The following is an 11,933-nucleotide window of genomic DNA, read 5'->3' on the forward strand; positions in this document are numbered from 1 at the left end:
CAAACATTTAACTTAACCATACGAAATTGGTTGTTTTGTAATTGGGCACAATCACTAAATCCCTTATACTTGCGGCGCATCAATAACAAGGCGTAAAAATAAGCAACAAATGCATCAGAGAAATGCAGAGATTGTTTTCAATTTAGCCCCAAATAACAATGATAAAAGGTAATATGATGAAGAACAGAAATTGGCTGCTACTCGCACTGCTTGCCGCACAACCTGCCGTAGCAGATGAGATGATTCATTGGTGGGACGTCAGTGCCACTGCCCTCTATGGCGACGACTATGATCTTGCCCCCTCTGACCAACAAACCACTATCACCATTGAAACCGCCGGCGGTTGGAAATATGGCGACTGGTTCGCCTTTCAAGACTTTATCTTCTTCAACGGCAACAATGGCGGTAAAGATAGCACCACTTACGGCGAGATCTCACCGCGGTTCAGCGCTAGCAAGATCTCAGGCAAGACTGTAGGCGCAGGCGCCCTCACAGATGTCTCACTGGCACTTACGTTCGAAGAGGGCGAAGGCCCGGTCAAGAGCTTCCTCTATGGTGTTGGCCTGGATTTTAAAATCCCTTATTTTAGCTACTTCCAACTTAATACCTATCGCCGTGATGCCATCAGCAGCGGCAATATGAGCGATGGTTGGCAGTTAACACCTGTGTTTAGAATGGACTTCCCCGTAGGCAATTCCAACATAGTACTCGACGGCTTTATCGACTGGGTGTTTGCTGCCGATAACACTGGCTATGAAGAAAACCTCCACTTTAACCCTCAGGTGAAATACGACCTGGGCGCGGCCATCTTTGGTTCACACAAGAAAGATAAGCTGTTTGTGGGTATCGAGTATGATTTTTGGAAAAACAAGTACGGTGTTAAAGGCGTAGACCAGAACACCTACTCGGTGATCGCTAAGTATCACTTCTAAAACTTACCCTGATGCATGACAAAATATATGCAGACAAAAAAAGGCGCCTAAGGCGCCTTTTTATTGTTACTGCGAGTTATCGCAATTACTTAAGCCAGTAGTTTCTTCGCCGCAGCGACCACGATAGACACAGCACTGGTCTCAGTCTTCTTCATGGTTACCTCATCAGGGATCTCCTGCTGAGTACGGTTAACGATCACGCCCGCCACACAAGCCGCTCGCCAGCCTTGAGTCGCACACATGGTAAACAGCGTCGACGACTCCATCTCGTAGTTAAGCACTCCCATCTCTTGCCATTCTTTCATCGAACCGGCAAAACGGCGGGTAACACGGCCAGATACCGTATCGTAACGCTCTTGACCTGGGTAGAAAGTATCTGACGAGGCAGTGATACCAATGTGAGGCTCTAGTCCCGCATCACGGCACGCTGCAACCATAGCGGTGGTACACTCGAAGTTCGCCACTGCTGGGAACTCCATAGGTGCAAAGTGCAGGCTAGCGCCGTCTAAACGCACTGATGCCTGAGTCACGATCACATCACCCACATTGACTTCAGGCTGAATCGCCCCCGTGGTACCGACACGCAAGAAGGTATTAACACCCAGTTGTGCCAACTCTTCTACGGCAATAGAGGTAGAAGGACCACCGATACCGGTAGAGCAGACCACCACTGGCTTACCATCGATATAGGCAAGATAGCTGGTGTATTCGCGATGACTGGCAAGGAATGTTGGATTGTCCATCAACTCGGCAATACGTTTCACACGCTCAGGATCACCGGGAACGATAGCAAGCGTTGCACCATCTAACATCTCTTTCGTCAGGCCTAAATGAAATACATCTGACATTATGAAAACCCCTTTCAATTTTGATTATAAAATTCTTATTAAATGGACTTTAACCTAGTATGAAAGCCATTAAGGTTAACCTGATCACACTTTCCCCGCCAGCAGTTAGATATTTTGTTGTAATGAATTTACCAAACTTTTTCCGCTATCAGCACTGAAAATATAGCAACTCCCACCTAAGCCGCCAGCCAATAGGGCAAATTTATTCTAGTAATGCAAGAGGCTTGAAAAACCTCAACATTCAGCACAAACGTTGCCAATAATTTTATTTAATTACATATAGTTAAATAGTAATAAAAGAGTGATGGGTTCTGCTTGTCCAGTCGGTGATTCAGCTCACAAACTCACCACTAAAATCGCGCTAGGCTGAACTCAAAGCAAAGGGAATAACAGCACTTTTTGCTTTTCACTCTCCCCAAAACATTGACCAAGAAGGACGGCCAATATGTTTCCAGAATACAGAGACTTAATCAGCGAACTCAAAGCAAAAGACGCGCATTTTCTTAAGATGTTTAATAAACACAACGAACTCGATGACGAGATAAAAGCCTTAGAACAACATGCGGCCAGCGATTTCACCCCAGAAGTGAAGGGTCTCAAACAGGAAAAACTGCATATCAAGGAAGCGTTACACCAGATCTTAAAGACCCACACCAAATAGCGGGAACAACAGAAATAATAAAAGGGCGCCTAGGCGCCCTTTTGTCTTCCCTTACAGATAGTAATCTTTCAAGGGCGGGAAGCCGTTAAAACAGACGGCTGAATAAGTGGTGGTATAGGCACCTGCGGTTAGCCAATACATGCGATCGCCAATGGCCAGATCCACCGGCAGCCCGTAACTATAGTGCTCATACATAATATCGGCACTGTCGCAGGTGGGACCTGCGATCACGCAGCGATCCAATTCTCCCTGACGCTCGGTATAGATAGGGAATTTAATCGCCTCATCCATGGTCTCAATCAGGCCAGAAAACTTACCGACATCGGTAAAGACCCAACGCTCCAGCGCCGTGTGTGACTTCTTGCTGATCAACACCACCTCTGACACCAAGACGCCGGCATTGGAAAGCAAGGAGCGGCCCGGCTCCAGGATGATCTGCGGCAGCTGATCGCCAAAATCCTCTTTGAGAAAGTGAGTGATCTTCTCAGCATAAGTACCCAGCTCGTTGGTTTTATCCAGATAGTTAGCCGGAAAACCGCCACCCAGATTGATCATCTTGAGTTCAATACCATGCTCTTCGCGCAGGCGCTCGAAGATGCTCTTTACCTTAGCGATAGCCGAATCCCAGGCGCCAATGTCACGCTGCTGCGAGCCAACATGAAACGAGATGCCATAGGGTTCAAGCCCAAGGGCCTTAGCCAACACCAACAGCTCAAGCGCCATCTCATTTTGACAGCCGAATTTACGTGATAGGGGCCAATCAGCGGTGTGAGTCCCCTCGGTTAAGATACGCACATAGACGCGAGAGCCCGGTGCCTCCTCGGCGATCATACGAAGATCTGCTTCAGAGTCGGATGCATACATACGCACACCACGCTCATAGAAGGCGCGTACATCTTGGCGTTTCTTGATGGTATTGCCATAGCTGACTCTGTCAGGCGTCACGCCGATATCGCTCACCATATCCAGTTCATAGATAGAGGCGATATCGAAGTTGGCACCGCGATCACGCAGTAACGTCAATACTTCTCTGGCAGGATTCGCCTTAACGGCATAGTAGATACTGGCGTAAGGGAAGTTATGCACCATGTCATCGTATTGTTTCGCAATGATTTTAGTGTCAATTACGACGAAAGGTGTCGGTTTGTCCTGAGCAAATGACTTGATACGGTCAAAGGTAGCTTGGTCATAATACTCATTAACATCAATCGCTTGAAATTGGCTCATCTCGCCAGTATCTCCGTAGCAGAATAAAAATAAATTCGCGTGATTCGGTTAAAAATCGCAGCGAAGTAAACGCTATTTTTCTGAACAGATCAACGAATTTTTATGCTTAATAAATAAGTTTTTATTCTAAAAATATCGATTCGATTTTCGACTCGATAAAAACCAACTTAAGCGATTAATATTTAAAAGAAATTAGTAAGCGTTGTCGAAAACCTTACTTGGGTTATTTCACCGCCTCCAGCAGGGCTTTTGCCGAATCGACTTGAACGACCTTGATGATCTTGAGTCCATCCAGGCTGATAACCGTTGCCGTCTCTTTGTCACCAGGTAACAACTGAGTCACCTCGCCTTCTTGGTCGAGACCAATAGCGAAACTAAGATCTCGCATCTTAGGAATGGCAACAAACTTGGCGATAAGCGAAGGCATACCGCTGATATCGGCTACATAACGCCAATTGCTCGGCATAGGTGACTCCAAAGACTCAATCGCCTCCTGAATGATCTCACCGCCTTTCATGCCACGGCTAAAGAGTAAAACCTGGGTATCCGAATTGACTTCCAACACAGCTTCATTCTGATCAGTCAGGCTTATCGCCTCGATATGGTCACCTTGGGTCAGGCTGCTGGCAAAGCTGGCGGCCGAGAACAACACGCCCATGGCCAAAACTAGCGCTTTCATAATGCCTCTTTCTATACAGTTAAGTTAACTTACAGGAAAACAGACTATATCTTATACTGCACCCTATGCCCCCGAATGCATCGCAATAGCTTGATGCGCCTCACGCTAATTTTTGCCATGACACAAACTTGAGATATTTGTTATCAAGCCTTTGAAATTTAAGTAACATAGCCATAGTTAACGCAATCATCGTACACCAAGGTATTAGGAAGAGTGCTATGAATGAAAATGGTCTGGAGCAGGAGCTGGCGCAACTGCAGAATGTCTACACCCTGTTGACCGAATTTCTGGTGAAATACAGTTTTCAACTGGTCGGTGCCCTGCTTATTTTTATGCTGGGACTCTGGGTAGCCAACAAGGTCTCCAACCTGGTCGCCAGGCAGTTTGAGAAACATGAGATCGACATTACTCTGAGTAACTTCGTCTCTAATCTAGTGCGGATAATCATCATTATCATGGTTGGTATTATCGCGCTGGGTAAACTGGGGATCAGTATCACACCTATGGTGGCGGCCATTGGTGCCGCATCATTGGGCGCAGGCTTGGCGCTGCAAGGCATGCTGTCAAACTACGCCGCCGGCGTGACCATCATAGTGACCCGCCCCTTCGTCGTGGGCAACACCATAGAGATCCAAGGCGTTAGTGGTGTCGTCAAGAGTATTCACTTGGGGCTTACCTTGCTGACCAATGAAGAAGGCGAGGTGATTAGCATCCCCAATAAACATATTGTCGGCGAGATCTTGCACAACTCCTTTAGCGACAAGCTGGTCGAGATCCGCTTTAACATCAGCTACAGCAGCGATGCTAACCAAGTGCTCGCCATCGCCCAGCAGGTGCTTGATGCCAACAAAGAGGTTAACCGGGAGCGTCCGCCCCAGATAGGTATCAATGGTTTTAACAGCATAGGCTTAGAGATAGGCTTGCGTTATTGGGTACCCACCAACAGCTACTATCAGAATAAATATCAGGTCAATTTGGAGCTAATTAACGCGCTTCGCCAGGCGGGTATAGAGATCCCCTGCCCGGTACGCGAGATCCATATCGAGCGATAACTTCTTTCATTAGCAACGGGCTCATAGGCCGCGCTGCCACTCCTGACGCAGGGGCACCAGCCCCTGCATCGCCTGATCGACCTGGGCTAACAGCTTATGTTTATCACGACCAAGGATCCCCTTAAGCACCAAGTAATTAGAGGTGTGATCCGAGCGAAAGATAGTCTTCTCCAGCTGAAGTTCACTCAGCAGCAGCTGCATTTCACTCAATAGTCCATGCTGATCCGGCAATCTGAAATCACCATCGAATCCGGCGTCCATACGCGCCTTACCCAAGGGCAGAGTGACCACCAGCGTCGATAGATAGTCGGGCTGTGCCTGGTTCATCAGGCGCGCCGAATTGAGCGCATGCTGCCGGGATAGCTCCACGCCGCCCAAGCCATTGAGTATCATCACAGAGGACTTCATGCCGGCAGCGCGTATACGCTCTAACGCCAGCAAAGAGGAGTCAAAGGTTTCGCCCTTCTCGATGCGAGCCAGTACCTCATCATCGCCACTCTCACAACCCACGTACAAGAGGCTCAGCCCCAACTCTCTGAGCCGAGCGAGTTGCTCGTCCGTCTTATTGTTAAGATTGCGCGGCAGGCAATAACTACTAATTCGGGTCACCTGTGGCAGATGCTCACGGATCAATAAACAGATTGCCTCAAGCCGCTTAAAAGGCAGACTCATGGCATCGCCATCAGCCAGAAATACCCGAGAAACCGGCACACCGCTTTGCGCCACCCGTTCAATATCCGCTGCAATATTATCCAGTTTTTGTGCACGAAATTGCTTCTGCGGCGCCGTATACATGTCACAGAAGTGACAGCGATTCCAGCTACAACCATTAGTCACTTGAAGAATGAGGGACTTCCACTCCGAAGGTGGTCTGAATAGGGGCTCAATATAATTAATCATTTTTACCTGTCTCAATTCATGGTGAATATGTGAGCACTTTCATAATTTTTGGTATTCGTGTGCCAATCTCGACCTATAAATTGATCTCGTTCAATTTATGTTCAATCAGAGTCAGTAGAATGACTGACGTTAATCTCATTCAGATTAATTGTTTATAACTGTCTGACCTTGTCAGCATAGAAAAATTATTGGCTACATCGGCCGACAAACGTGTAGATAATAACATGCAAATAGCACAACAACTGCAAGACAGGCGAGGGAACGTCCTGCATCATGATGAGCATTGGAGCTCAATGAGCGCGGAACAAAAGATGGCCCTTTATAGCCTGCATCGATATGGGTATCGGCTGTTGTTTGTTCGCCATTTGCCTTCGGGTCCACTGGCTATTATCGCCCAGCAAAACCAACTGTCGACCATAGACAGATATGGCGAAGTTGAGCATGAGCCTAAGATCCAACTCAGGGATTAGTCACCAACTAGGTGGCTGACAAGCCTTACGGCTTAATTACCCGAACATAAAGGAGCACTCAGTGTGCTCCTTTATTTGTTCCCGCGACATCGTAAGTCAATCCTTTAGCAACATATCCAGATGGGGAATCCCATCCTCAAGATAAACCTCTGAGACAGACCTAAAGCCCAAATCTTGATAAAACTGGCGTAAATGCTCCTGGGCACCGATTTGAATTCCTCGCCCCGGCCAGGCTTGCTTGGCAATGGCAATCGCCTGTTGCATTAAAAGCTTGGCCACGCCACCACCACGGGCAGACTCGGCAACGATCACCCGGCCGATGCTGGCCTGAGGATAACTTACCCCAGGCGCTAATACTCTTGCGTAGGCGATAATCTGCCCCTCTGCATCCAAGCCTAACAGGTGGCGCGTCTCGGGCAAGGTGTCCTTGCCATCCAGTTCGGGATAGGCACAGGCCTGCTCAACCACAAACACATCGACCCGCAATCTCAACAGCTCATACAGACGCTCAAGCGTCAACTCGGCAAACGCCACATTCTCCCACCGCACACGGTTCCCCTTATCCATTAAACGGGTGCCCCAAATCAGATTACACTGCAACCCAACTATAGCCTTCGTCTAACTCACATAGATTGGCTGTTATCTCAGCCATATTTAATACTTGCACTACCAACCAAGGCGGCTAATGATGACTTAACGGCTATCTACCCTAACCTCAAAGCAGTGCAGGCTCAATAGATTGACAAACAACTGAACCTTCAAAGAAGCCATCGTCAACCCCTATGCATTATGTCGCAGACAACTATCAACCAGAGCTTACCCCATAGCACCTGGCAGGCTCGTCAATGCGCGTCTGCGTCGAATATATCTATCAGTTCGCGCTCGAACAAAGCTCGCTTAAGTCTTAGTGATACCTGATTTCATCACTTAGCCCCCAGATTAAGCGTTTTAATCACCACAGTTTTGACAAAATCCTTGGAGGGAGTATGCAAAATCGTCGACAAAGCTGCTAATATTGGGCCAATTTTTTTAGCTTACTGAGATAGATCAAGATGGGAAGAGCATACCAAAACCGCAAAGAATCTATGGCCAAAACGGCTGGACAGAAAACTAGACTTTACTCTCGTTACGGCAAAGAACTCTATGTTTGCGCTAAAAATGGTGGTTTTGATCCAGACGGTAACCTAGCACTACGTCAAATGATCGCTAAGGCTAAAAAAGATCAAGTGCCTGCCCATGTTATCGAACGAGCAATCGAAAAAGCTCGCGGCGGCGGTGGTGAAGACTATGAAACGGCTCGTTATGAAGGTTTTGGTCCTGGTGGCGCTATGGTCATCGTCGACTGCTTAACTGATAACGGTAAACGTACTTTTACCGAAGTCCGTCAGGCATTCGTTAAGAATGATGCCAAACTAGGTAGCCCGGGAACCGTGGGTCACATGTTCGATCACCAAGCTGTATTTGCCTTTAAAGGTGACGATGAAGAAGCAGTATTAGAAGCCCTGATGATGGCCGACGTGGATATCGCCGACATTGAAGTAGAAGATGGCATCATTAGCGTGTTTGCGCCGCACACAGAGTTCAACAAGGCAAAGACTGCCCTTAACGACGCCTTCCCTGACACTGAATTGGAAGTAGAAGAGATTGCCTTCGTGCCACAGACCATGACAGAACTCACCGACCCAGAAGTGATCGCCCAGTTCGAAAAGTTCCAAGCTGCTCTGGAAGATTGTGACGACGTACAAAACGTCTACCACAACGCCGACATCAAGGCATAAACATCACCTCTCTCGCCTGTCACTCTGGCCTGAACAATAAAAAGCGATTCGTTTCACGTAAATAACGAATCGCTTTTTTTTCACCAATCAACCCGTAATTTTTTTGACCATAGTCAAAGGCTTGGCGCTTGTAGTAAGTACTTACCACCCTATCAATTAAACTTTATTCATAGTGCACCTTTAAAAGCCATTTTCGGTGGACTTGAGCCTGTATTCGCCTATCCTTATAGCTAGACCTACAAAAACAATCCAAATCAATCGCACGTGATTTGCCGCTCCTGTTCGGGAGGGCTTGTTGCGTGTAATTGATCAACCAACATGATGAACAGGTAACCTATGAAGTATTCAAAATCGATTATCGCCATCGCACTCACCAGCCTACTTGCCGCCTGTGGTGGTAGTGATGATACTCCTGAAACACCAAAAACAGGCGTCTTTAGCCTAGGTGTCTCAGACAACCCAGCCGATGTCAAAGTAGTGAATATTGCCTTCAAGCAGGTGGTATTAAAAGGTGCAGGTGAACCTATCTCATTCGACGTCTCAGAAGATGGTGAATTAAAGCATGTTGACCTACTCTCAGTACAAGGCAAAGAGGTTGAAACTCTGGTTGAAGGTCAAACCATCCCGGTCGGTGAATACCAGATGTGTATCTATATGCAAAATGATGAAGACGCTAATGAAGAAGGCTCATACGTCCAAACCATGGATGGAAATATCCACGGACTAAATACTAACAGCAAAGGCAACTGTGGCGGCATCGGTGCTGAGGAAGAAGACACAGGTCGTCTCTTCTTCAACAAGCCCTTCACCATTGCCGCCGGCGTTAATGACTTTGTTCTCGAATTCAGTCTACACCACCTAAACAAGCCTCGTGGCAATAATAATTTCTGGACCCTTAAGCCAACGGCTGCACAGTTAATTAACACTGCCGAAGTAGGTGCCATCAATGGCCAAATTAGTAGTGATGTAATGGATGCATGTGAAGTGGCTGCCGGTGGTTCCGAGTTCAGCCCAGCCGTCTACCTTTACCCAACGGCTACAGCACTTGAAAACATGGTAGATTTCCGCCCAGATGCCGACGTTGTTGAGTTACAAGTGGCACCAATTGCCTCTGCACGCGTTAATCCAATTACCGATGATGCTGAAAATGTTACCGGTTACGAGTATGAATTTGGCTTCGTTGCCGCCAGTACCTACAGCCTTGGCTATACCTGTGTGGCACAAAATGACGATCCTGAATCAGTTAACACGCCCGAAGATGTCGAAGCACCTTTCTTCCTTCACATTGATGAGCAAGATGTCGTTGTGACTGAAGGCACTACGACAGAACGTCACTTCCCAATGGATTTTGTTCCAGCGACCTAAGTGACATCCTTGTCATAAACATAAAAAAGGCACTCTATTGAGTGCCTTTTTTATTCGTTAAACCATCACATTAAGAGCAGCAGTCTCGACGCCACCAGTTCTTGGGTAACTTGGCAAGCAATACCCTCAGCATCAAGATGGCCAAGATGATCCCCGAACCATTAACTATCACTGACGGCAAGAGGTTGTGCTCTTCTCCAATTTGAGGCATCACCACAAAACCGAAGGTCTCCACCAGATAGTTAACGATAACACCTGAGATAAGAGCAACACCCAACACGCCGCCGAGATAACCATAGAGGGCGCGCTTACCCAGTTCCTTGGTCACTACACCTAAGGTAGCGATATTCGTCGCAGGGCCCGCCAACATAAACACCAGTACGGCGCCTGGCGATACACCTGCCAGCAGTAGCCCGGCCGCAATAGGCGTAGAGGCGGTAGCACAGATATACATGGGTACAGAGACCAGCACCATCACCAGCATGGCTAAGATGCCGTCACCCCATTTAGCCATGAAATCCCCTGGTACATAGGTCTGCACCAACGCGGCAAAGAAAAGACCAATCAACAACCAAACGGTAGTATCACGCACTAGATCGGTGGCGGCATAATGCAAACCTTTACCCATCCTTGCCAGCACTGAAGTTCCTTTGAGCTCAGTGGCCACATCTTTGGTAGATTCACAACAGCTCTCACTTTGGCTATTACTCTGATTAGTCGTATCAGTAGTAGAACAACATGAGCTTATCGGCTCGGGCTTTGCCTTGCTCCCACAGCATGAGCCGCTCGCGGACTGAGTGGCTGCCGCAGGCTTAATCAAAGCTTCTGGCTTAGTCATAGCACCTGAGCTCGTTGGGCGCATCATCATGGGCGAGGCATCCGCCTTCATTCGCACTGGCGCATTTGACTTGTCGCCACAGCAGCTCGATGACACTTGCTTGTCCAGCGGCTTTTCGACTGGCTTGCTACTGCTGCAACAGCTAGTGCTTGCCTCGGAGCCTTTATCTGCCGCACCTTGGTTAGAGCGGGCAGACTCAGCCGTATCGCTCACTTTCACCTCGTCGTCATCACGGCCCACCAGCAAACCGGCAACGATAGCGCTGCTCACTGCCGCTATCGGTCTGACAATTGCCATGAAGGGGCCAAGTAGCACATAGGAAACACTGACCGAATCGATACCCGTCTCAGGGGTTGAGACCAAAAATGAGGTGGTGGCCGCCTTGGAAGCCCCCGAACGGCGCAGACCCACTGCAGCGGGGATCACGCCGCAGGAACAGAGCGGTAAGGGTGCGCCCAACACGGCCGCCTTAATGGTCGTCTTCATCCCGTGACCCCCCAGCTGCTTCTGCATCCATGCCATAGGCACAAACATCTTCAGCATGCCGGCGAGCACTAGACCCAGCAGCAGCCAGGGCGCGGAATCAAGAAAGAGGTCGATAAAATTAGATAACAACATAGGTTAACCCTTTAGCTTACAACTGGTTTTATATTCGGTTTCGCTGTGATCATGACTGTGGTTTTCACACTTCACTTCGACGTTTGATTCTAGCGCCTCAAGTATTGAGCAATGTTCGGCGCTCTCAGGACCGCCGCAGCAGGCATCGGAAAGGCGTTGCAGGGAGACACGAAAATGATTTAACTCGGCGATTTTCTCCTCCACATTGGCCAACTTTATATCCACCATCCCCTTCACATCCGCACAGGCCCAATTGGACTTGTCCAGATCGATGGATAACAGCTCGGTTATCTCCGACAAGGTAAAGCCCACTGCCTTGGCGCGCAGGATAAAACGCAAGCGCTCAGCGTCATGCTCGGTATAGAGTCGATAACCCGAGTCGCTACGCATCGACGGCGATAACAGGCCATGTTTCTCGTAGAAACGTAGGGTGTCGGCCTTCACCTCACACTGCTTGGCTAACTCTCCAATACGATACATCTCGCCTCCGGCTAAGCTTTTCATCAAAGTCATACTGCTAGTATAAACCTTAGAGTTAAATCTAAGGTCAAGGGTTATTGTGCAG

At 48.3% G+C, this 11,933-nt stretch carries 13 protein-coding genes; 6 read left to right on the forward strand and 7 right to left on the reverse strand.

All coding sequences use genetic code 11. The features are described 5' to 3' along the window. The first annotated feature begins 176 nt into the window (after positions 1–176). On the forward strand, positions 177–932 hold the full coding sequence (locus CFF01_RS16695) for an ion channel protein Tsx (protein WP_033539503.1): 756 nt from the start codon (positions 177–179) through the stop codon (positions 930–932). Positions 933–1,021: 89 nt separating this feature from the next. On the opposite strand, the gene udp is transcribed toward CFF01_RS16695, so the two are convergent. Further along, positions 1,022–1,780, reverse strand: coding sequence for a uridine phosphorylase (udp, locus tag CFF01_RS16700; RefSeq protein ID WP_033539504.1), 759 nt, complete (start codon positions 1,778–1,780; stop codon positions 1,022–1,024). A 445-nt stretch (positions 1,781–2,225) separates the two neighbouring features. On the opposite strand from udp, the gene CFF01_RS16705 reads away from it, so the two are divergent. Further along, the gene (locus CFF01_RS16705; RefSeq protein WP_088905536.1) at positions 2,226–2,441 is read left to right on the forward strand and encodes a YdcH family protein; all 216 of its coding nucleotides are present in this window, start codon (positions 2,226–2,228) and stop codon (positions 2,439–2,441) included. 51 nt (positions 2,442–2,492) lie between these two features. On the opposite strand, the gene CFF01_RS16710 is transcribed toward CFF01_RS16705, so the two are convergent. Together CFF01_RS16710 and CFF01_RS16715 are read right to left on the reverse strand one after the other, a co-directional pair. Beyond that, a complete protein-coding gene (locus CFF01_RS16710) occupies positions 2,493–3,668 on the reverse strand; it encodes a type III PLP-dependent enzyme (RefSeq protein WP_088905537.1) in 1,176 nt (391 codons plus the stop codon). A 223-nt stretch (positions 3,669–3,891) separates the two neighbouring features. Beyond that, on the reverse strand, positions 3,892–4,347 hold the full coding sequence (locus CFF01_RS16715; RefSeq protein ID WP_033539506.1) for a hypothetical protein: 456 nt from the start codon (positions 4,345–4,347) through the stop codon (positions 3,892–3,894). Between the two features lie 218 nt (positions 4,348–4,565). On the opposite strand from CFF01_RS16715, the gene CFF01_RS16720 reads away from it, so the two are divergent. Further along, positions 4,566–5,399 carry a mechanosensitive ion channel family protein gene (locus CFF01_RS16720; RefSeq protein ID WP_088905538.1) on the forward strand — a complete coding sequence of 278 codons (834 nt, stop codon included), beginning with the start codon at positions 4,566–4,568 and terminating at the stop codon, positions 5,397–5,399. Between the two features lie 21 nt (positions 5,400–5,420). Here the strand turns inward: CFF01_RS16720 and CFF01_RS16725 are convergent, their stop codons facing one another. Beyond that, entirely contained in the window at positions 5,421–6,299 is an 879-nt protein-coding gene (locus tag CFF01_RS16725; RefSeq protein WP_088905539.1) for a radical SAM protein, read from the reverse strand. A 293-nt stretch (positions 6,300–6,592) separates the two neighbouring features. Between CFF01_RS16725 and CFF01_RS16730 the strand changes: the two genes are divergently transcribed. After that, on the forward strand, positions 6,593–6,769 hold the full coding sequence (locus tag CFF01_RS16730; RefSeq protein ID WP_232479466.1) for a hypothetical protein: 177 nt from the start codon (positions 6,593–6,595) through the stop codon (positions 6,767–6,769). A 96-nt stretch (positions 6,770–6,865) separates the two neighbouring features. On the opposite strand, the gene CFF01_RS16735 is transcribed toward CFF01_RS16730, so the two are convergent. Next, on the reverse strand, positions 6,866–7,336 hold the full coding sequence (locus CFF01_RS16735) for a GNAT family N-acetyltransferase (protein ID WP_088905984.1): 471 nt from the start codon (positions 7,334–7,336) through the stop codon (positions 6,866–6,868). Positions 7,337–7,821: 485 nt separating this feature from the next. On the opposite strand from CFF01_RS16735, the gene CFF01_RS16740 reads away from it, so the two are divergent. Together CFF01_RS16740 and CFF01_RS16745 are read left to right on the forward strand one after the other, a co-directional pair. Next, the gene (locus CFF01_RS16740) at positions 7,822–8,547 is read left to right on the forward strand and encodes a YebC/PmpR family DNA-binding transcriptional regulator (RefSeq protein WP_033539509.1); all 726 of its coding nucleotides are present in this window, start codon (positions 7,822–7,824) and stop codon (positions 8,545–8,547) included. A 336-nt stretch (positions 8,548–8,883) separates the two neighbouring features. Further along, complete coding sequence (locus tag CFF01_RS16745) at positions 8,884–9,912, forward strand: DUF4382 domain-containing protein (RefSeq protein WP_088905540.1); 1,029 nt, start codon at positions 8,884–8,886, stop codon at positions 9,910–9,912. Between the two features lie 70 nt (positions 9,913–9,982). Here the strand turns inward: CFF01_RS16745 and CFF01_RS16750 are convergent, their stop codons facing one another. After that, positions 9,983–11,368, reverse strand: coding sequence for an SO_0444 family Cu/Zn efflux transporter (locus tag CFF01_RS16750; RefSeq protein WP_088905541.1), 1,386 nt, complete (start codon positions 11,366–11,368; stop codon positions 9,983–9,985). Between the two features lie 3 nt (positions 11,369–11,371). Continuing rightward, entirely contained in the window at positions 11,372–11,848 is a 477-nt protein-coding gene (gene zntR, locus CFF01_RS16755; RefSeq protein WP_033539530.1) for a Zn(2+)-responsive transcriptional regulator, read from the reverse strand. Positions 11,849–11,933 lie beyond the last annotated feature (85 nt).

It is taken from the genome of Shewanella marisflavi (assembly GCF_002215585.1).
Taxonomy (GTDB): Bacteria; Pseudomonadota; Gammaproteobacteria; order Enterobacterales; family Shewanellaceae; genus Shewanella; species Shewanella marisflavi.

Excerpts from the sequence above, each read along its gene's own strand:
- CFF01_RS16695 (WP_033539503.1), top strand. The coding sequence starts at position 177 with ATGAAGAACAGAAATTGGCTGCTACTCGCACTGCTTGCCGCACAACCT.
- udp (WP_033539504.1), bottom strand. The coding sequence starts at position 1,780 with ATGTCAGATGTATTTCATTTAGGCCTGACGAAAGAGATGTTAGATGGT.
- CFF01_RS16705 (WP_088905536.1), top strand. The coding sequence starts at position 2,226 with ATGTTTCCAGAATACAGAGACTTAATCAGCGAACTCAAAGCAAAAGAC.
- CFF01_RS16710 (WP_088905537.1), bottom strand. The coding sequence starts at position 3,668 with ATGAGCCAATTTCAAGCGATTGATGTTAATGAGTATTATGACCAAGCT.
- CFF01_RS16715 (WP_033539506.1), bottom strand. The coding sequence starts at position 4,347 with ATGAAAGCGCTAGTTTTGGCCATGGGCGTGTTGTTCTCGGCCGCCAGC.
- CFF01_RS16720 (WP_088905538.1), top strand. The coding sequence starts at position 4,566 with ATGAATGAAAATGGTCTGGAGCAGGAGCTGGCGCAACTGCAGAATGTC.
- CFF01_RS16725 (WP_088905539.1), bottom strand. The coding sequence starts at position 6,299 with ATGATTAATTATATTGAGCCCCTATTCAGACCACCTTCGGAGTGGAAG.
- CFF01_RS16730 (WP_232479466.1), top strand. The coding sequence starts at position 6,593 with ATGAGCGCGGAACAAAAGATGGCCCTTTATAGCCTGCATCGATATGGG.
- CFF01_RS16735 (WP_088905984.1), bottom strand. The coding sequence starts at position 7,336 with ATGGATAAGGGGAACCGTGTGCGGTGGGAGAATGTGGCGTTTGCCGAG.
- CFF01_RS16740 (WP_033539509.1), top strand. The coding sequence starts at position 7,822 with ATGGGAAGAGCATACCAAAACCGCAAAGAATCTATGGCCAAAACGGCT.
- CFF01_RS16745 (WP_088905540.1), top strand. The coding sequence starts at position 8,884 with ATGAAGTATTCAAAATCGATTATCGCCATCGCACTCACCAGCCTACTT.
- CFF01_RS16750 (WP_088905541.1), bottom strand. The coding sequence starts at position 11,368 with ATGTTGTTATCTAATTTTATCGACCTCTTTCTTGATTCCGCGCCCTGG.
- zntR (WP_033539530.1), bottom strand. The coding sequence starts at position 11,848 with ATGTATCGTATTGGAGAGTTAGCCAAGCAGTGTGAGGTGAAGGCCGAC.